Raw genomic sequence first — 21,037 nt, 5'->3', positions numbered from 1 at the left:
TTACATAAAGAAATGATAATAAAAAGTTAATAAAAATGACGAAAACCTTCACTTTGAGTGACAGACACGATGAACAGTACCTCATTAAATTTGTTTAAAACCGTCGCGGAAACCGGCTCTATCACCGCAGCAGCCCGTAATCTGCACTGCGTTTCTTCAAACGTCACGACGCGGCTCAAGCAACTGGAGTCCAGCCTGGATGTTTCGTTGTTTGTTCGCGAGAAGAATCGTCTTCACATCACCCCTGAAGGTGAACTGCTTCTGCGTTACGCTAACAAAATCCTCGCGCTTTTAGACGAAGCCGAGTTGTCTATGCAGGGAACGAAAGCGGCTGGCCCTCTGCGCATTGGCGCAATGGAAACCACTGCCGCCGTCCGACTTCCTGCTTTGCTGGCAAACTTCCACCGTGAAATGCCCTCCGTAGAATTAAACTTAAAAACGTCACCGACAGATGTGTTAGTTCGTCAGATCCAGAATAGTGAACTTGAAATTGCCTTCGTCGCTGACCACAAGGCGTTGCACGTAGACAATTCAAGGCTACAAACGCAGGTGCTGTGTCAGGAAACCCTGGTTCTGGTTACGGCCGCAGAGCATGGTGATGTCGTGACGGGAGCCGATCTGGAGGTGACAAGGCCGCTCGTCTTTGTGAAAGGATGTAATTATCGTTCCCGGCTTGGGCAATGGTTACGGCTACAAAATGTCGATTATGACGACCCGCTGGAGTTTGGTTCTTTTCAGGCAATACTTGGTTGCGTAAGTGCCGGAATGGGCATTGCATTATTGCCTGAGAGCGTCGTCAAACAGTATGAAACGAGCTTCCCCATACGGTGCCACTCTATTACTCCTCACATTGGTAATGTCAATACTATGATGATATGGCTTAAAAATCGTGAGGTTAGCCGGGTATTGAATTGCTTTGTTTCCTTTGTTTCATCCCACTGAGGTATTCCACAACCATATTGTGCCGTTAGGGCTTTTGGGCTGGTAAATACTCCATATGGATCTATTATCGATGCAGGCTTTCAGTTTCAGGATTGACTAATGCAATTTAATAGAGTTGCTGAAGATTTCTTTCCTGGGATTGGTCAAGAAATTTGACCACTGTTTTGTAGTAAGAACGGCATCTGCTCTTTGATTCGTTCGTTGCCAGTCTGCCATTGGCACAGGGCTGCTGTTGCAGCCCTGACAACCTTAGACTTCAATCGATTCAGAGATCTCTAACGCATCATCGACTTCAATGCCCAGATAACGGACTGTGCTTTCCAGTTTCCTATGGCCCAACAGAAGTTGGATCACCCGAAGATTCTTGGTTTTCTTGTAGATCAGGTAAGGTTTTGTTCTTCTCATGGAGTGTGTGCTGTAAAGCGAAGCTTCGAGACCAAGCTTTTCTACCCACCCATGAAAAATTCGGCTGTATTGCCGGGTTGATATGTGCCGGTTAGTTCCGATCCGAGACCGAAACAAGAAGTCTTTACTGTGCAAATTGCCAAGCTTTATCAATGCAGCAACAGCTTCTCTTGTCCCTTTGGTTATCTCAAATTGCACAGGGCTACCGGTTTTCTGTTGCAGCACCGTTGCTCTGCTTGAGACAGAGCTACCATATGCAACATCAGATACTTTGAGTTTGACCAGATCACAGCCTCGTAGCTTACTGTCTAAGGCCATGTTGAACAGAGCTAAATCACGCGTTTTACCTTCCAGTTCAAGCCGGATTCGGATCCCCCAGATATGAGATATCTGAAGTGGTCTTTTTTGGCCTATGATACGGTCTTTGTTCCACGGTGACATGTTCATACTCAAATCTCCTGCAATGTTGGAGATTTGAGTATGGTTGTCCCTTATGAGCGAGGAGCAGACGTTGCATTCGAGTTTATCGTAAAAACTGTTATGGCCTAGTAACTCTATAAGGCTTTTCATTGAAGCTATCTTTGTCACAAAACTCATGCAAAAAATGAGTTTATCTTTAGAGATTTAATAGGATAACATGATTGACGAAATTTATATTTGAAGGTTAGATTAAATCAAGTAAAGTTAGCGGAACGATATAAAAATATATAAGAGGTTATGATGAATGTGACATTGATTTCGAGTATCATTGGTGGAGTTTTTGCCATAGCTTCAGTTATTATTTCTGTTGGAATTACTACATTTAATCAGAACAGGGTTAATAAGATAAATAATGCCATAGAGGAAAAGAGGAAGCATCAATATTATCTTGAGCCATTGATTAGATCTGCCGCTGACTTACAAAGTCGAATTTATAACATACTAGAAGGCGGATTCATTGAACGGTATTATCATAACGGAAGTGATAGAAATCAAAACTATGTTATAAACAATACTGTTTTTCTTGTAGCTCAATTTTTTGCATGGACTGAAGCCGCTCGAATTGATGTTCAGTTTCTGAATCTTGAAAATGATTTAAAGACTCGCAAACTATCCGAACTGCAGAGTAGAATATATTCATTGATACAAACAGATAGTCTTGGTCCTCATTTTATTTTCTTTGCGGGAGAACAAAGAGCTATTGGCGAGCAGATGTTAATCAAAAGAGATAATGGATATAATTGTATTGGCTATGGTGAATTCATAAGAAAAGATGCGTTTTGTGACGAATTTTTATTTAAAGAATTGAAAGGCGAAGTTGTTAAAATGACGAAGAACTTACAAGCTTATCGCATTCGATTACAGAAGTTGCAACATGCACTAATTGATTTGCTTGACTACCTTGATCCCAATGAAGTAAGGATTAATAGTAATGAGCGTTCTAAACTATAAAGTTAACTCCTAATATAAAGGGACGAAACACATCGAAAGAAATTGATAAAAATTTGGTGAGTATTTTGATTTCTTAAAAAATTATCAATGAAACTCGGAAGGCACTTTCTTTGAGGTATAATTTTCCGCCTCTGGAGCGAAGTGGACAGAAAAAAGGTCGTGAGGCCTGCTAAGAGCGAGGCACGGAAGGTCTCAATTGTCCATACAATCGATAGTGGTATTGCTAACTTTGGCGTATTGTATTGAAAGGGACAGGTTAATTGCTCGGTTGATATTTAACCTGTTGCTATAAACCCCAATCCACTTTTCATCAAGTATATTTTCCTGAATTGATTGCGTACAACATGTAATGGAGATGTTAATGATTATTACAAAGTTAATTATTGAGGGTTTTAAGGGGTTTAAAGACCGATTCTGCATCGAGTTCAATGAGTCAGTGAACATTATCGTAGGCGATAATGAAGCGGGAAAAAGTACCATCCTTGAGGCTATCAATTTAGGCTTGACGGGTTTGTATGCAGGGAAACCTGTCAAGAATAACATCAGCCAATATCTCTTTAATGACCAATTGGTGAAGGAATATCTAGCCAGTCTCGCAACCGCAGCTAGATTGCCACCGCCAGCGCTATTCGTTGAGCTCCACTTCCAAAAAACGCCTGACACTGTTTTCCTGGAGGGGGATGGTAATTGCCTTAAGTCATCCTCAGTGGGAGTTGTATTCAAAATCAAGTTTAACGAGGACTATAAGGCTGCCTATGAAGCACTCTTGAAAGTGGGTGATATCAGAACGTTGCCTATAGAGTATTACGATATTGAGTGGAAAAGCTTCAGCAGGGACGCACTTTTATCACGTAATATCCCCATCAAGTCTGCATTTATCGATTCATCCTCGGCCAGAGGCAACAATGGGTCAGATGTTTACATCAGCAGAATAATCAAGGATTTGCTGACGGATGATGAGGTCATTAGCGTTTCTCAGTCGCACCGTAAGATGAAAGAAGCCTTCATATCAGACAAGTCTATCGAAACCATCAATAAGAAAATTATTAGTGCAAGCAAGATCACCAGTAAAAAGGTCACTATCTCAGTTGAGCTTTCCTCTCAAAAAGCATGGGAATCAAGCCTGATTACCTGCCTGGATGATGTTCCGTTTAACTACATTGGAAAGGGCGAGCAAAGCATTGTGAAGACAAATTTGGCGCTCTCGCACAATAAAGCCAAAGAGTCGAATGTCATTCTCATTGAAGAGCCTGAAAATAACCTATCGCACACCAAGCTTAATCTGCTCATTAAGACCATCAAAGACAACTGTGAAGGTAAACAGATCATCATTACGACTCACAGTAGTTTTGTTGCGAATAAACTCGGTCTTGGTGATCTGATTTTTCTCTCGAACCGCAAGACGACCAAGCTGGCTTCGTTAACACCTGGCACGAAAGAATTTTTCGAAAAGATTGCGGGTTACGACACGCTTCGAATGGTTTTGTGTAAGAAAGCGATTCTGGTTGAAGGCGATTCAGACGAGCTTGTGGTTCAGAAGGCATACATGGATACGAACCAGGGACGACTACCCATTGAGGACGGGATCGAAGTTATTTCAGTAGGGATTTCTTTTCTGAGATTTCTGGAAATAGCCGCGATTATCGACAAACCTACCCGCGTCGTAACGGACAATGATGGCGATATTGCCGCAATTCAGAAAAAATATAGCACCTATCTGGGCGCGAATATAAAACCACACATTGATATCTGTGTTGACCCGATTGTTGATACCGGTACGCTGATGGTGGGCACAAAAAAATACAATTATAATACTCTTGAGCCCAAATTGCTGAAGGCGAACAGTAGGGCAAGCCTTAATACCGTTTTAGGGACTGCTCATACTTCTGATGATGACTTACGCATTTACATGCATGCGAATAAAACAGATTGCGCATTGAAGATATTTAACTATACGAATACTGCGGCGCTCAGCATACAGTATCCGCAGTACATTCTGGATGCGATCAAATGAACAAAGTCATCATCGCATCTGCTGGAGCAGGTAAAAGTACCTTTGTAGTTAGTGAAGCATTAAAGGCCGTCACTTCAGGAAAGCGTATTCTGATTACCACGTTCACCGAGGCATGCCGGGATGAAATAAATGTCAAAATCATTAAAGAGAATGGGTGCGTTCCGCCTAATTTATATGTGATCACCTGGTTTTCCTTTCTTATTAAACATTGGATAAAACCCTATCAGGGGTGTTTATTTGACTATGACGTCAAAGGAATGCTCCTTTGCAGCAGCAAATCCGGTGTAAAGCCTTATAAGGTAGCAGGGAGACCCATCTACTGGGGGGAGAAAGATTTCAGGCAGCACTATTTCAGTTCTGATTTTAAGCTTTACTCCGATAAAATGGCCAAACTTTCTCTTCGCTGTGATGAGAAGTCGAGCGGAAAAGTCATCGCTCGATTGGCGTCGTGCTTTGATGAAATTTATGTGGATGAGGTTCAGGATCTTGCTGGTTACGATCTTGAAATTCTTCAAACACTGTTCAGGTCACCCATTAAAATCACGCTGGTCGGCGACCCGCGTCAGGCCACTTACAGTACCGTCAATACCGAGAAAAATGCGAAGTACAAAAAAGCTGCCATCGTGAATTTCTTTGATGACAAGGCGGTAGGGGTCACAGTTGATGATAAAATGTTGAATGAGAACTTTCGGTGCTTTCATGAAATCAATGATTTTGCCAACAAACTTTATCCTGCCTTTGCTCCTTCAGCCTCCAACGTTCGTGAAATATCCGGTCATGACGGAGTCTTCCTGCTGCCCGAAAAATTACTGAGTCACTACCTAGAAACGTATACTCCCGTGCAGTTGCGCTGGGATAAAAGGCGTACCGCTGATGAACGTTATCCTGTCTTTACCTTTGGTACATCTAAAGGCCTGACATTTGAACGTGTGATCATCTTTCCTACCGAACCTATGCTGAAGTGGTTCCAAGATAATAGCGCTGCACTCACTAATGATTCACGAGCCAAGTTGTATGTTGGTCTGACTAGGCCAGTTAAAAGTGTTGCGATTGTCTTTAATGGTGGCGCAGGTTTTAACTCTAATGGGATTAAAATTTACACTTCAGGGTAGGACCATGAGGGCCCTCAAATTCTTACGTTGCATCTGGTTATCACTGAGCTAAGGCTAGCACTAAGCGGCCGAACTAACTGAGCAGAAGGTCTGCTGTGACCGAATTGCTGTCTTTGGAAGATATTTCCATTCTATAATCCTGTGCTACTAAAAATTGGGGAGTGGTGGACAACCTTGATCATGATATTCTATTCAAGGAAGAACTATCACAGGTAGTGTGCTCTCTCGGTAGTCTAAGGACACACAAAACGTTTCGCTTATTTAGTTCGAACTGTTACATGTAACATAACTCTGGAGAGGAATCTATGGTCCAATATTTTTCCAAAAAAACACCCTTGAGAATAGAGCATTACAAATATGGCAAATTCTCATCGGATTCGCTTATGCGCGTAAGATAACTACATATAGAGAGATTGCTGATATTCTTGGGTATAAAGGCGCAGGTACGATGGATCGTCAATTAGGTCATATTCTTCATTTTTGTGCTCAGAATAAATTACCACCATTAAGTGTATTGGTTGTGAATTCTGAGACAGGATTACCTGGAGATGGGTTTGATACGACAGGTGATTTACATAAGCAGAGAGAAAAAGTATTTAATTTTGACTGGTTTGATATTATTCCACCAACGCCAACTGAGTTTTCTTCAGTGTGGGAAATAGCAGAGCAAAACGATTTTAGTGTTCACTCATAATAATCCGATGCAATTGATGGTAATGCTCCCAACTTAATGATCCGGTTATAGCACTACCTTCAATGAAGGTGTAAGTTTCGCATCCAAGCGGGTTATGTATGTCTAAAAATCTGTACTGTGACGTCCGCCTATGGCACAGACCTGACGTGCTGGCGGGGCTAAAGGTCCGCAGTGAGCGAGGAACGGACATTGCTAACCGCATTACGAGTGAATCAATGGAGTGCAGGTCAACATATCTAAAGAAAGCATAAAATTGCATGTGGAGAGAAGAACTCATGAGTGAAAAAACATTGACTTTTGTATGCTGCTTAGACAAAACGAATATAACCCTAGACTATATGTCTGAACATCAAGGTGTCAGGTTAAATAGTTTCAATAGAGATGAGTTAAACGATGATTCAACTGCGGTTTCAACGTTTTCAATCGACATCAAAGAGTCAGAGTTCTACAATAGAGAATCCAAAAATGGAAACTTGTATGTTCAAAGGCATATCACTAATCTTAAAAATGGCCACTGCTATATTTTATTGAAGTTTAAAAAATCAAATACTGCCGATGGGTATTACTATCGAAATTATCGTTCCCCTGAGGGAAGTAAAACAGAACAAGAATATGAAAAAATTAAAATCATAAGCTTGGCATTTGTTTACCCATCAAATAAATTAGTTGCAAAAAACAACCTGATTCAAAGTTTCCTGAATAAAAAGAAAAGCCATACCGATATAAATAAGGAGTTCAGGGGGCAAATATATTTGAATAGTTATTCTGTAGGTCAGGGAATGTGCTCATTGTTACACAATGGAAAAGAAGGGGTTCTGCTTGATTGTGGTGCAGGCAAACCTATTTTAAAGCCTAATTATAAAAAACTGTCTACCAATAAACTTATAATTGATCTTAATGCTCTATCACAGGTGGATATGATTTTATCTCATTTAGATAGCGATCATCATAGACTTTTATCTTGGGATCCATATATATTGGAAATGGTGTCTAATATATACATCCCTAGCAATACAGATGATCTTTTCCTTAAGGATAAATTAACCTTTCAGAAAGTTATAGCCTGCTCCAGGATTAAAATAAAATTTGCTAACGGGTTTCTGCATTCGTATCGTACTCAGCCTTTTTCTTCTTCAAAAGAAAAAAACGATAATGCATTAGTTACACACATTAGCACTGAGAAAGAGGAGGTCTTAGCTCCCGGAGATTATTCATACAAAAATATTCACACTGATTTATGTCCAGGAATAGCAGCGCTTAAAAACAATGAATATACTTATGTTATTGTACCGCACCATGGTGACATAGAAAGTAGTGAATCAATCCTGAGTCCATCAAAGTCAATTTTGGCAATTGCATTTTTTTCAGCTGGAACTAATGAAAAATATAAGCACCCATCCACTCAATCAATGGATGCACATAGTGCATTGATGTTCATAAATGTCGTAGACAATGAAAACAATGATATTGATAAAATACAGTTTAAACTTTAATTGTTAAATTAAGTAATTACACTGTGCCTTTGGATGTACCCGCCTAATTTTTAGGAAAGGATGAGTTAACCAGCCCTCAGCAGATTAGTAAATCCCGGTGTTAGCAATGTCCACTTCTGGCACAAAGCGGCTATTCAGTCTGCTTAACTTTGTTTCTAGGTTCAAAGGGGGAACGATGAGGTTTTGGCAGAATATGCTTAAGTTAAATGCGAAAAGGAATTCAAATTGGATGGAGTTTTTCACACATGAAAGACATCTTTCAGGATGCAGGTAAAAATTACCGAACAAGCAGATTCTGCCAATCTGGATTCTCAATTTTATGGGAATAGGTCAGCATCGCACGATTAATCAGATCAAAGAATTCTGACTCCACCATCCTTACCGCTTTGCTTGTACCTGGCCCTTTCCATTCATCAAAGAGACGCCAGTAAAGCGATTTCAGCATATCGACCGCTGCCTCGAAAATCTTTACGTCAGGTTCAAACCAATGACACACCAGAAAATACATTTTTTGTTCTGCATCATGAATGGATGTGCACTGGGAAAGTTGACTCATAAATAGCTTTATCCAGACCAATGCTGCTGTTTTTAGCGGTGGCAGTACAATCCGCTGCTCTATCATGTATCGTGACAGATATAATTCAACCTCAGTACGTTCAGGTTGATTATCAAGACCAAGTGAAGCGAGAATTAAGAGAGTCACCGAATCATTTCCTTCGGTAATTTTATCTTCAGCCCATGCAATGATCAGGCAGTCCAGATTATCGTAGAGAAAGTGATATTTCCTTGAAAAAACAAGCAGTCCGAGCAGGTCATTGAGTGAGTATTTACATAGCATCTGATGTTCTCTTTCCTGTATCGTTTACATGAACCTTGGCAATGCTCCTGTCTAAGGCCATCATTCATTTAACGGGTGGGGCTACGTATTCGAATGAAATGCCAGTTAACCTTCATTTTATCTTAACTATTGATATAAATACTATAAAGTGTAGTGACATACAGATTTTGACCACATAAGCCGAAGTGTGAGAAGTCCGCCTCTGGCACGGAGCAGTCTGGCTGGCGACCTTCAAGAGCCGCTAGGTCAAGAGCGGACGTTGACCGCGTTGTTCAACGTCACCAAATTAAGTCCCTGGAACTCAGTTTCTCTCGAGTCGGACCTTGAAAGTAGATACTACCTATATGGCAACTACGCGGTTGAGCGAGTACAAAACGAATAGTTTCCCAGACTGAGCGTCCATTTAATAAACGTTCCCCCATTCTGGATTGACTATCAACAAACGTATCTAACCCTGTAAGTTCGAAATCCGGTGGATACAACCCGGTCACACGTATATTTTCTTCGGACAACTGGTGTGACAGTTTAGTTGTGAATCCGCTAAGCCCGTGTTTGCTGGCAAAAAAAGCGGGATGCGCAATTGAATCCGTAAAATTCGGAATCCCACATGAAGATATTATTGAGACGACATCCGCGCTTTCTGAACGTCTTAACCCAGGCAACAATGCATGAGTCAGTAAAATCGCACCTGTCAGGCCTGAACTGACGGTATTGATAATTTCTGCGTCTGGTTGATCGTCTAACGTTCCTGACAGCCACTGGGCGGCATTGAGGATTAAAATGTCGATGGGCTTGTCTGAAGTTAACAACTGTGAAGAAAACTGCGAAAGGGATTCAGGCTGGGTTAAATCACAGATATATCCTTTTGCAATCCCGCCTTCAGCCGCGATGATACTGCAAGTTTTTTGAATATCATCAGCACGCCGCGCGCAAAAATCCACCTCGACGCCTTCTTGCGCCAGCCACACGCACAGCGCCTGACCAAATCCTCCACCTCCACCCGTAATTACAGCTCTTTTACCTCTCAGCATCTTCATCCATCCTTTTCTTTATGACTAAGTGTGGATATAGATATACATGAGGAAGTGGATTGGCATCTTTCAATTAGTGCCATTTTTACATGAGGAATAGGGATAGGGGACTTGCAAAGCCAGCATCTGGCGCGGAGCGGACTGAGCGTTAGGTTATTATATTCTCTGCAAGGATATGTATGCGCTATACACCAATTTTAATTGTGCTATTTAGTCAGTAAATTTGTTTAGAATACCATTCCTCTTCTGTTTATAAAGACAAGAAGAGGGATGTGCTAATCATTTAGATATCAGTAGCCTGCAGCCCTGTTGGCTTCTTTGATGCGATTGTTTCTTGCGTCTTTATCGTGTTGGTCTTTTGCCTGCATTATTCCACTTGCAGCATCCACCCAATCATTTGCGGTACAACCTGACAATACCATACTCAACATTAATGCAAACGCATACTTCATTTTAACTCCATCATTCATTATTGTATAAATAGCGTCTGTATAATGCTCAATGTATTTAACGCTAATGCGGTTAATTTAACAAATAATCATATCTCAGGCAAGGTGAGGATTTCGAACCCGTACATGTAATGGGTAATTCATAATGATTAGCTGAAATAATTGAAGGGGCCGGGTAGAAATAGCACTGCATAAAAAACGACATATCGTATTGCGTGGATTATTAAACAGCGAATTAATTAGCCTCTGTGACAGAGGTTATCTTTACGCGTCAACGCATGGCTGCGCTACTCCCGGCGATTGTCATTCGTCGGGAGCTATCTTTAATTATCGAACCTGTAGTGCTTCGAGTTCAGAACACCGGCAAACCCAGCCCTTGCTTTACTTCTTTTAATGTCTGCTGTGTGACCTCGTGCGCCTCTTCGCTTCCTTTTTTGAGCATCGCCATCAGCATACCTTTATCCTGGATGTAGGTTGCCCGCCGCTCGCGCATCGGGGCGATAAGCTCCTGCAAGCACATCTCCAGCTCGTTTTTGCATGTCCGGTCACCCAGCCCGCCGCGCTGATAATGTACTTTCATCTCCGCCACTTTTGCTTTATCCGGATGAAAAGCATCGAGGTAAGTAAATACCATATTGCCGTCAATCTGACCCGGATCGGACACTTTTAGATGATTGGGATCGGTGTACATTGCGCTGACCGCATGATGAATAGCCTCTTCGCTGGCAGACAGGAGTAGTGTGTTGCCGAGCGATTTTGACATTTTGGCATTACCGTCGATCCCTGGAAGACGGCTGGTCTCACTCAGTAGCGCTTTACAATGCGACAAGACAGAGGTCGGTAACAGACTATTCATCTTATGCACGATCTCATTGGTCTGTTCGATCATGGGCAACTGATCGTCGCCGACGGGAACCACCTCGGCTTTGAAAGCGGTAATATCTGCTGCCTGGCTGATGGGATAAACCAGAAAGCCAACCGGTAACGAGCGGGCAAATCCTTTCTGCGCAATTTCGTTTTTGACCGTAGGATTTCGCTCCACGCGAGCCACGGTAACAATGTTCATATAAAGCGCGGTCAGCTCAGCGAGGGCGGGCAGGGCCGACTGCAGACAAATGGTGGTGAGTGACGGGTCGATTCCTGCGGCGAGGTAATCAGCCAGCACTTCGGGAATATTGTTGCGGATCTTTTGTGGTGTGCTGCCGTTATCGGTTAGCCCTTGCAGGTCAGCAACCAATATAAACTGCTGATAATCATGTTGCAGCGTGGCGCGCTGGCGCAGAGAGCCAACATAGTGGCCGAGATGCAGCGGGCCAGTGGGACGATCGCCAGTGAGGATGATAGTTTTGTTGTTCATGTAAGACTCCTTAATCAAAAAACCGAAAGGGGTCTTTAAATGCAAATAACCGCCTTTCGGCGGTTATTTAAAATGGGGAAAACACATTCTGACCGCCTTTAAGAAGGCAGCCACCACAGGTTGTGATTAAACGCGGTGATATCGTGTTTTGTGTTCATCCAATCAACATATCACCGCCTGGCGCAGAGGTAAAGCAATGCACGGCGTACAGACGTATCTTAGCTCGCTTCCAGCATGCCAAAGCTCACGATGCGCGAACGCCCTAACTCTTTCGCGCGATACAGCGCCACGTCTGCGGCGCGCAGAAGATTGTCGCTCTGGGCGTGCTGCGGATAGCTGGCAACGCCGATAGAGACATCAACGTGACCAATCTCTGAGAGTCCAAAGCGCAGCGACAGTTCGCGTACACCATTATAAATATCTGTCGCAAAGCGGTTGGCGGCCTGCTCATCCGTATTGGCCAGCAACACCAGAAACTCTTCACCTCCGTAGCGGAAGGCCATGCCGCTGTCATGGACAACGCGCTGAATAGTGGTGGCGATACTTTTTATCACACTATCGCCCGCCTCATGGCCAAAGCGGTCGTTAATTTTTTTGAAATGATCGATATCGATCATCAGGCAACTGATTGGCTCTTTGTTACGCACTGCCTGGCTCATCTGGGTGCGCAGCGTATCTTCCAGATGGTGACGGTTGCGCAGGCCGGTTAGCGGGTCGTAGAGCGCTTTCTCCAGCAGCGCATCACGCAGGCGCTGGTTGGCTAACGCCAGACCGAGTGCTTCCGCCATCAGTTCCAGATACGCGCGAGAGGGAGCGGAATCATTGCTGAGGTTCTGGAATGAGAGCAGGCCGATGGCTTCACCCTGGGCAATCAGTGGCACGCACAGGGTATGCTGCTGGCATGATTCCGGTAGATGGTAGCAGGCGATATCGGGTTCGCCTTGCACCGGTGGATGGCTCTGACCGCGGCGCACTGCCCAGCATTCGTCCGGGTGGAAAGCATCCGCTTTGCCCTGCGGTGAAAGCCATTGCGCAACGCAGCGCATTTGCCAGGGCTCTCGATCCAGTATGTAAAGCCGCCCGGCAATACCGGGAGCAACATTCGGCGCAAACAGCTCTGCCACATTAATGACATCGGCAAAATTCTCGCAGCCTTGCAAACGTTGAGTCATACGTGCGAGCAGCTCGCGGATTGCCCAGTCGGCGTCTCGTTCTTTCTCCAGTCGCTGACGTGCCAGGCCGTTCTCGCGAAAAATGCGGATCGCCTGCGCCATATCGCCGATTTCGTCGATCTGATTAAAGCTGGGTGTCTCAACGGCGTAATCCTGCGACGCAAGACGGTTAACCACATCGCTCAAACGCACCACGGGACGCAGTACGCGGCGTTTTAAAATAAAGCCGAGAACGAACAAAAATAGCAGCGCCGTCAGCCCGACCATCACTTCCGAAGCCGTACGTAGCGTGCGCGAAGTCTGAGTGGCATCTTCAATGGTGTTGCGTACGCGGCTGTCGAGTAACTGACGGAAATGATCTATCCGGTCCTGGGCTCGCTCCAGTTCCTGTTCATAGGATTTGCCATACAGCAGGGCGATGGCCTGCGACTCTTCTCCGCGCGCGACGCTGGCAAGCGCCGTAGCTTGCTCATCCTGCAGGGCATCAACAATCTGCAGCCCTTCATGCAATAGCGCCAGCTCTTCATCCGTCGCCCCAATGTCTTTTAGTTTCGACAGCCGCTGTTCAACGGCTTTCAGCGACGCTTCTTTCTGGCGGTAGGCGTTAAGCGCTTCCGGGTCTTTTGCAATAACATATTCGCGTGCCAGACTGGACAGCGACCAGGCATCGAGCTCGACTTCTTCGGTCAGTTGATCGAATTGATAACGCTGCTCCACCACCTGCCGTTCGGTGTTATCGGCGCTGGAGGCCATCAACATGACAACGCCGGAGGCAATGGTCAGACACACCGTCGCGCTGTAGGCCCAGTTGGTGATTGTGGCAATTCGCACTGATTAGTTCCTTCTGCGACGATTAATGAATAAGCATGATTGAAATTATAGGAAACGTATGATTTTGCGTGAAAATAAAAAAGGCGGTCTCAGGACCGCCTTCTGTTATCGTCCTGCCATCATAAATCTGGAGGATTTTTTCCTTCTTCCATAAAGGCTTCGTCGATTCCTTCCACGTTACCTTCATGATCGCGCCCGGAAAACAGGTTCCAGCAGGTAATGAACAGTGCGGCAATCAGGGGGCCAATCACAAAGCCGTTAATGCCGTAGATCTCCATTCCGCCGAGAGTGGAAATCAGAATCAGATAATCCGGCATTTTGGTGTCTTTACCCACCAGCAGCGGGCGCAGGATATTGTCCACCAGCCCGACGATAATCACGAAGAAGCCAACGATAAACAGCCCTTGCCACAGCTGGTGCGTGGCGAAGAGGAATATTGCCGCAGGTACCCAGACGATCGCTGAGCCGACCGCGGGCACGAGGGAGAGAAACGCCATCAGCGCGCCCCACAGGACGCTGCCGTCGATGTCGACAATTGCAAACGCGATGCCGCCAAGAATACCCTGAACCAACGCCACGACCGCCGTGCCCTTGACCGTTGCCCGCGTCACGCCGACGAATTTGGCAAACAGGTGCTGTTTGGCAAAATCAGAAAGCGGTAATGAGTCCAGAATCTGGCGCACCAGGTACGGCCCGTCCTTCAGTAAGAAAAACAGCAGATACAGCATGATGCCAAAGCTAATAGCAAAGCCGAATGTCCCTTTACCAATCAGGAACGCGCTGCCGGCGAGGTACTGTCCACCCTGCAGTACAACGTCGGACAGTTTTTTCTGGATCTGCGCGACGTTATCCAGATTATGTTCTGCGAGGAATCCTCTGGCCCAGTCAGGAAGATACGAAATAATGGCGGTGACCACTTCCGGGAACTGAGTGTCGTTTTGTTGTAATTTGGCATACACCACGTTCAGCTCAATAGCCAACGAGGAGAAGATCACCATCAGTGGGATAAAAACAATCAGACAGATGATGCCGATGGTGAGCAGTGACGCCAGCCCGTTACGTTCGCCAAGCGCGCTGCGCAGTCTGTTTTTCACCGGGTTAAAGATGGTGGTTAAGATTGCGGCCCACAAAATGGCAGAGAAATAGGGAGACAACACATCGAAGAACGCCCAAGTCACAAGGGCAAGTATGAAAATGAAGAAACCTTTAGTCAGTCCGTTAAATCGCATTAGTGAACCCTGTAATGAGAAGCAGTCCCGACTATAGAACCGTTCAGGGGAATTACCAACTTTCGCTGCGCATATTTACTTAAATTGGTTAACCTGTTTTTCGTAGGGAGCCTGCTACAGATAAATAACGTACGCTATGATTTATTAGTGAAACAGTCATACTTTTCTTCCCGAAAAAGGGCGTCAAAAAAAGAGGGGGCGTTATGAACACTCAACCTGTCATCGGGATTAGTGGATGTTTAACCGGCTCAGCCGTGCGATTCGACGGCGGGCATAAACGGATGGGGTTTGTGATGGACGAGCTGGCTCAGTGGGTGACTTTTAAACCTGTCTGCCCGGAGATGTCCATCGGTTTGCCTGTACCACGCCCCGCGTTGCGTTTGGTTCAAACCGCCCAGGGGAATATCCGCATGTGTTTTAGCCATGCGCCTGGTGAGGATGTAACCGATAAAATGTCCGATTTCACCGCTTCATATATCAATGGACTTGGCGGTCTGTCGGGTTTTATCGTCTGTGCTAAATCACCGAGCTGCGGAATGGAGAGAGTGAGGCTGTATGACGAAAAGGGAAATCGTGGGCGAAAAGAGGGAATCGGTCTGTTTACCGGCACCTTAATGGAAACCTACCCGTGGTTGCCGGTCGAAGAAGATGGCCGCTTGCACGATCCGGTGCTGAGGGAGAACTTTGTCGAGCGAGTGTTCGCGTTACATGAACTTAATATGCTGCGAGCCACTGGTCTTACTCGCCACGGTTTACTCAACTTCCACAGCCGCTATAAGCTCCAGCTTTTGGCTCATCACCAGGCGGGTTACCGGGATATTGGCCCTTTCGTGGCCTCGCTCCATCAATGGGATGATTTGGACGCTTTTTTCGTGGTATATCGCGAAAAGCTAATGGCGATCCTCAAAAAGCCCGCCTCACGGAAAAATCACACCAACGTACTGATGCATATTCAGGGCTACTTCCGCGATCGGTTGAACACCCGCCAGCGCGGAGAGTTGCGTGACGTTATCCTCAACTATAGCGGCGGACTGCTGCCAATATTGGCGCCACTGACTCTGCTCAAGCACTACCTTGCTGAATACCCAGACAGCTATTTGCTTACCCAGAACTATTTTGATCCTTATCCGAAGGATTTAGCCCTACGGTTAATGATTAATTAGCCTGATGGCGAGTAAATCTGGGGCAGAAATATCCGTTGTTCGCGAAGGTTATCCCTGCCGTTTTCTGATGCGTTTAAGCAGGGATAACTTTCACGGTGTGTAATCGATGAGAAAATGCGGCCCTGCACCCACGGGCAAATGTGCCGACCGCGATTTAACCGTTTCTGATTTCTTCATCGATACAAGGCTGAGGTTTGCCAAACAGATATCCTTGCGCGAAATCGCAGCCCAGAGCCTGAAGTCTTGCCAGTTGCTCCTGCGTTTCAACACCTTCTGCAACAGCCTTCATATTGAGAGATTTCGCCATGCCCGTGATAAGTTTGATGATAGTCAGGGCGTCTTCCTGCGTAGATATCGAATGCACAAAGGACTTGTCTATTTTGATTTTATCGAAGGCAAGTCTGCTGAGGCGCGAAAGAGAAGAGTATCCGGTACCAAAATCATCGATGGAGATTTTTACCCCCAGGGCCCGGAGCTTATTAAGCGTATTTATCGGCGTAGCACTCTCGGTAAAGAGAGAGGATTCAGTCACTTCCAGTTCGAGGCGGTCAGGTGGAAGTCCAGTTTCTTTCAGAATGGTTAACACGATTCCTGCAAAGGCCTTGCTGCTTAGCTGGACAGGGGAGACATTGACTGAAATTTTAGCCGGAACCGCCCAACCCGCGGCTTCCCTGCAGGCAATTTCCAGCACCGCTTTCCCCATCTCATTAATCATCCCTGTTTTTTCAGCAACAGGAATAAAGCTATCCGGCGACAAGAGGCCCTTGAGAGGATGGACCCAACGAATTAGCGCCTCATAGCTGTATATTTTCTGACTGAAAGAATCGACAATAGGCTGGTAATACACCACGAACTCTTTGTTCACTATTGCTAATGCCATATCATGCTCAAGCGTTCTGCTTTCTTGCAATTTTTCTAACATTCGTTGCCGGAAGACTTTTATCTTGCCAGAGCCTTCATTTTTGGCTTCATAAAGGGCCAGATCGGCAAATTTATAAAGATAGTCGGAGCGGCGCTCATTTTCTGAGATAACAATGCCAACACAGGTGGTTATGTTGATAATTGTGTTGTAAATGGTGTAGGGCTGGCTGATAAACTCACATATTTTCTGGGCTCGCGAAACGGCCCGACTTTCTGTCAGACCACTTGAGAGAAACGCAAACTCATCCCCGCCTAAGCGATACAACGTATCCGACGTAAGGCTTGTCGAAATCAGACGATCGGATATCTGGCGCAGTAACATATCACCGGCATCATGACCATACGTATCATTGACCTCTTTGAATCGATCTAAATCAAACAACATCACCGTCACAGCATCGTTATTTTTCTCTGCCATTTCGATTGTTTTATTTAAATCGCTCCAGAATAGCTGGCGGTTATTCATCTCGGTGAGCGAGTCATGGTAGACGTCATATTCCAGCTTGGCATTCTGAATTTGTAGCTTTTCCTTCGATTTTTGCAGTTCTTCGGCAAGACTCTTGACCTGAAGGTGCGCCCGCAGAATATTTCTGTTTTGATAAAAAATGAGCACGCCCAGAATCGCACTCAGTATTATTAGCAGTACAGATGTCGTTGAGTAAATATAGTACAGCGTTTGAATTTTTTGGTTGGCGTTATTAATCGAGTTAACATCTTTGTTTAATGCGCCGGATGAAAGACGGCCAAGTTGTGCATCCAGGGTATGCATTTTTTTCAGATACGCCTGGAGTGCTGGACGGTTCATTTTCTCGAGATTATCATCCAGATAACTAAGGGTATTTTCAAGTGTTACCGCTAGCTCACGGTGGGCAATGTTGCTTTCTATGTAGCGCCCCAAATCACCTTCTTTTATCAAATCACTCTGGCTGAGCATAATGTCGAGACGCATGCGTACATCATCAAGATTCATCGTATCATCGATAGTGTAAAGACCAAGCAACGATTCAAATCGGTAATATTGAGATACCAACTGAGCGGCAGACCAGGAATCGGTGTAGTGAGTCAGTTTCTGTAGCTCTTGTTGCCTTTCATGCACGAGGAAAGAGATATATCCGGTCGATATAAAAAGAAAAAAGATGATGCCAGCCAGTATTCTGTTCATGATGTTCCTCTGAACGCTTACTCAATATCCATACTACTGACCTGCCATGCAGACCTTGAATAATAAATCTGATTATTTAGTTCCGGCATGCTGTCATAGGGGTACACAATGAATAATGGGCCCTTATCACGGATGCGCATATATTTTCCGTTGATTTTTAAAGCAAGGATGGCATTGTATTTTTTGAAATCACTGAGAGGGATAACGGTGGTGTAGTCATTAAGCGCAGTAACCTTTACAACGGAGCCGCTCGCTCCAACATAATCCATGAGTTTTTGTAGTGGAATACCCGTAAAGGTCGTACGTCCATTATACCAGGGGGAGGTGGTCTGAAAACTTACCATGCCCAGCTTCTCAAGGCTGGCGGTATCAAAAACCGCTTTCCCGTCTTCATTTGTATTTTCAATATTACCGGATAACGTTAAAAGAACTTTACCGGTGGGCCTGGAAAGTTCACCCGCCCAAAGCTGGGTGGAGAGCACAACGCTTACCAACATGACTATTAACCGCATTCTAACCTCACCAATCAGCCGGATGTAAAAGAATTATAATTTAGATATCACGCTATTTATATATTCCGCCTGTCTATTATTGATGATGTGAAGTTGTTTGTATTTTAATTCATTTAAATCAATGGGTTGCCATGCTTAATGGTTATGGATATTTATTAAATCAGGCGAAGTCTGTTATTAACGGACGGTGATTTTTGTTGTGTCTGTACAAAAAACACTCACTCTGTGGTTGTTAAAAAATCACACGATCATAAAGGTTTATTTTTTTGTACAGCGACAGGGAATCGTTGTTTTATCGGCGGGTAACCTTGTTGAATAAATCGAACTTTTGCCTATTCCCGGGATTAGATTACACAGGCGTAGCAGACGTTCAAAAATAGTCAATTATCAGGAATTCAAAATATGCAAAATCACCTACGGGATCGTCAGCAACTTAATGAACTTATCAATGGCTGGATGCACCGAGATTGGGGGAATATGCCGCGCTGGCTTGCTGCCTGAGCCACGCGGATAAACCTTGCTGAGCGCCACATAACCGGGCTTATTCGCCAGCCTGAGCCGACTGGCGGGCATACAGATACGCGGTCGCTCTGGAGACGCCCAGATGCTGCGCCACTGTGTCCATAGATTTTCGTACGTTCAGCAAACCGTCTTTGCGTAATTGTTGAATCAGTCGTTTACGGTCTTCAGGTTTCAGGGCGCGGGCCGTCGTTGCGCATTTAGCGGCAAAGTCATCGATACGCTGGCGGATGACTTCGTTACTGCCGGGATCGATATGTTCCTTAATGGGAGAGTCAGCGGTTTCAGTAAAACGCGCAAGGGCACTCTGCATGCCACGAAACAGCGTCATATCCACGTTCAGACAGAGTGCTGCTACGTATTTGCCTTCGTCATCCTTGATGCCGATGGAGGTACTTTTCACCGGGCGGCCATCGGCAAACTGGTTGCTGTAGTTGGCAATAATGCTGGGAAATTCAGGCGATGCGATTCGCGCCAGACCCAGTTCTGTTGCCGGTTGGCCGGGTTCTCGTCCGGACAGGTTATTATGGATGGATAAAATGGCATGTTCAGGATTTTTGAGATCATGAACCACCACTTCGCAAAACGGAGAGAAGGTCTCGCTCAAGCCCCTGGCGATAGTGTCAATTTGGCTGAGAAGTGAGTTGTTATCGGTTTTTGGCATGCCAGTCTCCTGCGGTGATGCCTGTTGCCATGATTGCGGGCAGTTTACAGTGAGCAGGGTTCGCTTTTCCAGACGCGAGTGTTCAGACGGTAATAAGGTATCCGCATGGCAGATACCTTCTTGATTACCCGGCAAGGAATTCACTGTAGCGGCTGATATCCACGTTCCCACCGCTGATGATAATGCCGATTTTCTTGCCGCGAAGTTCAGCTTTGTGCGCTCTGGCGGCGGCAAAACCCAGACAGCCAGTCGGCTCCACGACAATTTTCATTCGCTCAGCGATAAATTTCATCGAGGCGACTAATTCATCGTCTGAGACAGTCAGAATATCGTGCACATTTTGCTGGATAATCGGAAACGTAATATTCCCGAGATGTTGGGTCTGAGCACCGTCAGCAATGGTTTTCGGTGTATCGATATGAACAATCTTTCCGCTGCGAAACGACTGTTGACCATCGTTTCCTGCCTCCGGCTCGACACCATAGATGATGCAGTCAGGTGACAGATGTCTGGCTGCCAGTGCGGAGCCCGAAAGCAGGCCGCCACCGCCCAGACACACGAAAAGAACGTCTAGCTGACCCACTTCTTCAATCAGCTCTTTTGTGGCGGTACCCTGGCCCGCAATCACGTGCGGATGGTCGTATGGCGGGATCAGCGTCAATCCTTGTTTCTCTGCCAGCTCCCGCCCGATTTTTTCACGATCTTCGGTATAGCGATCGTAAATCACCACATTTCCACCATAGCCTTTTGTGGCTGCAACTTTAGCCGCCGGGGCATCATGCGGCATGATAATCGTCGCCGGGATCCCCAACAATTTTGCCGACAGGGCAATGGCCTGCGCATGGTTGCCGGACGAAAAGGTGACGACGCCCGCAGCGCGTTGTTCTGGCGTGAACTGGCGTAACGCATTCATGGCTCCGCGAAATTTAAACGCGCCCATTCTCTGGAAGTTTTCGCACTTGAAGAAAACTTCAGCACCAAATTCGTCATTAACCGTTCGGGAGGTCATCACCGGCGTTTTGTTGGCATAGTCGGCAATGCGCTCTGCCGCGGCGGCAACATCGTTATAATCAGGCAGTGTCATCTCAGTCATTGTTG

18 protein-coding genes are annotated in these 21,037 nt (G+C 45.4%); 7 read left to right on the top strand and 11 right to left on the bottom strand.

Translation table 11 applies throughout. The features are described from left to right. Window positions 1-69 precede the first annotated feature (69 nt). Window positions 70-942 (top strand): LysR family transcriptional regulator, encoded by an 873-nt coding sequence (locus HVZ52_RS12015; protein ID WP_016152964.1) that lies wholly within the window; start codon window positions 70-72, stop codon window positions 940-942. A gap of 249 nt (window positions 943-1,191) precedes the next feature. On the opposite strand, the gene HVZ52_RS12010 is transcribed toward HVZ52_RS12015, so the two are convergent. Further along, entirely contained in the window at window positions 1,192-1,794 is a 603-nt protein-coding gene (locus HVZ52_RS12010; protein WP_103928174.1) for a site-specific integrase, read from the bottom strand. Window positions 1,795-2,064: 270 nt separating this feature from the next. On the opposite strand from HVZ52_RS12010, the gene HVZ52_RS12005 reads away from it, so the two are divergent. The 5 genes from HVZ52_RS12005 to HVZ52_RS11985 all read left to right on the top strand — a co-directional run bounded on the left by HVZ52_RS12005 (window position 2,065) and on the right by HVZ52_RS11985 (window position 8,091). After that, the gene (locus HVZ52_RS12005; protein WP_223952617.1) at window positions 2,065-2,778 is read left to right on the top strand and encodes a lysogenic protein; all 714 of its coding nucleotides are present in this window, start codon (window positions 2,065-2,067) and stop codon (window positions 2,776-2,778) included. 361 nt (window positions 2,779-3,139) lie between these two features. Next, complete coding sequence (locus HVZ52_RS12000) at window positions 3,140-4,792, top strand: AAA family ATPase (protein WP_181598278.1); 1,653 nt, start codon at window positions 3,140-3,142, stop codon at window positions 4,790-4,792. Then, on the top strand, window positions 4,789-5,904 hold the full coding sequence (locus tag HVZ52_RS11995; protein WP_181598277.1) for a UvrD-helicase domain-containing protein: 1,116 nt from the start codon (window positions 4,789-4,791) through the stop codon (window positions 5,902-5,904). The genes HVZ52_RS12000 and HVZ52_RS11995 overlap by 4 nt, the downstream gene beginning before the upstream one ends. A gap of 448 nt (window positions 5,905-6,352) precedes the next feature. Next, on the top strand, window positions 6,353-6,598 hold the full coding sequence (locus HVZ52_RS11990) for a hypothetical protein (RefSeq protein WP_181598276.1): 246 nt from the start codon (window positions 6,353-6,355) through the stop codon (window positions 6,596-6,598). A gap of 275 nt (window positions 6,599-6,873) precedes the next feature. Further along, complete coding sequence (locus HVZ52_RS11985; RefSeq protein ID WP_181598275.1) at window positions 6,874-8,091, top strand: hypothetical protein; 1,218 nt, start codon at window positions 6,874-6,876, stop codon at window positions 8,089-8,091. 277 nt (window positions 8,092-8,368) lie between these two features. On the opposite strand, the gene HVZ52_RS11980 is transcribed toward HVZ52_RS11985, so the two are convergent. The 6 genes from HVZ52_RS11980 to HVZ52_RS11955 form a co-directional block, all read right to left on the bottom strand. Further along, a complete protein-coding gene (locus tag HVZ52_RS11980; protein ID WP_181598274.1) occupies window positions 8,369-8,929 on the bottom strand; it encodes a hypothetical protein in 561 nt (186 codons plus the stop codon). Between the two features lie 278 nt (window positions 8,930-9,207). Next, on the bottom strand, window positions 9,208-9,960 hold the full coding sequence (locus HVZ52_RS11975) for an SDR family oxidoreductase (protein ID WP_181598273.1): 753 nt from the start codon (window positions 9,958-9,960) through the stop codon (window positions 9,208-9,210). A 290-nt stretch (window positions 9,961-10,250) separates the two neighbouring features. Then, a complete protein-coding gene (locus HVZ52_RS11970) occupies window positions 10,251-10,412 on the bottom strand; it encodes a hypothetical protein (protein WP_016152967.1) in 162 nt (53 codons plus the stop codon). A gap of 349 nt (window positions 10,413-10,761) precedes the next feature. Beyond that, on the bottom strand, window positions 10,762-11,766 hold the full coding sequence (trpS, locus tag HVZ52_RS11965) for a tryptophan--tRNA ligase (protein WP_016152968.1): 1,005 nt from the start codon (window positions 11,764-11,766) through the stop codon (window positions 10,762-10,764). A 218-nt stretch (window positions 11,767-11,984) separates the two neighbouring features. After that, a complete protein-coding gene (locus tag HVZ52_RS11960) occupies window positions 11,985-13,769 on the bottom strand; it encodes a diguanylate cyclase (protein ID WP_181598272.1) in 1,785 nt (594 codons plus the stop codon). Window positions 13,770-13,888: 119 nt separating this feature from the next. Then, window positions 13,889-14,998: an AI-2E family transporter gene (locus tag HVZ52_RS11955; protein ID WP_016156415.1), complete on the bottom strand. Its 1,110-nt coding sequence runs from the start codon at window positions 14,996-14,998 to the stop codon at window positions 13,889-13,891. Window positions 14,999-15,201: 203 nt separating this feature from the next. Between HVZ52_RS11955 and HVZ52_RS11950 the strand changes: the two genes are divergently transcribed. Continuing rightward, a complete protein-coding gene (locus HVZ52_RS11950) occupies window positions 15,202-16,161 on the top strand; it encodes a DUF523 and DUF1722 domain-containing protein (RefSeq protein ID WP_094761209.1) in 960 nt (319 codons plus the stop codon). Between the two features lie 154 nt (window positions 16,162-16,315). Here the strand turns inward: HVZ52_RS11950 and HVZ52_RS11945 are convergent, their stop codons facing one another. The 4 genes from HVZ52_RS11945 to HVZ52_RS11930 form a co-directional block, all read right to left on the bottom strand. After that, window positions 16,316-18,244: a bifunctional diguanylate cyclase/phosphodiesterase gene (locus HVZ52_RS11945; protein ID WP_047358443.1), complete on the bottom strand. Its 1,929-nt coding sequence runs from the start codon at window positions 18,242-18,244 to the stop codon at window positions 16,316-16,318. A gap of 17 nt (window positions 18,245-18,261) precedes the next feature. After that, window positions 18,262-18,756 (bottom strand): molybdopterin-dependent oxidoreductase, encoded by a 495-nt coding sequence (locus tag HVZ52_RS11940; protein ID WP_016152974.1) that lies wholly within the window; start codon window positions 18,754-18,756, stop codon window positions 18,262-18,264. A gap of 541 nt (window positions 18,757-19,297) precedes the next feature. Next, a complete protein-coding gene (locus tag HVZ52_RS11935) occupies window positions 19,298-19,939 on the bottom strand; it encodes a PAS domain-containing protein (protein WP_016152975.1) in 642 nt (213 codons plus the stop codon). A gap of 124 nt (window positions 19,940-20,063) precedes the next feature. Further along, window positions 20,064-21,032, bottom strand: coding sequence for a threo-3-hydroxy-L-aspartate ammonia-lyase (locus tag HVZ52_RS11930; protein ID WP_181598271.1), 969 nt, complete (start codon window positions 21,030-21,032; stop codon window positions 20,064-20,066). Between the last annotated feature and the right edge of the window lie 5 nt (window positions 21,033-21,037).

Source organism: Citrobacter sp. RHB36-C18 (genome assembly GCF_013814485.1).
Lineage (GTDB): Bacteria > Pseudomonadota > Gammaproteobacteria > Enterobacterales > Enterobacteriaceae > Citrobacter > Citrobacter braakii.
This window is presented reverse-complemented; position numbering and strand designations above follow the sequence as displayed.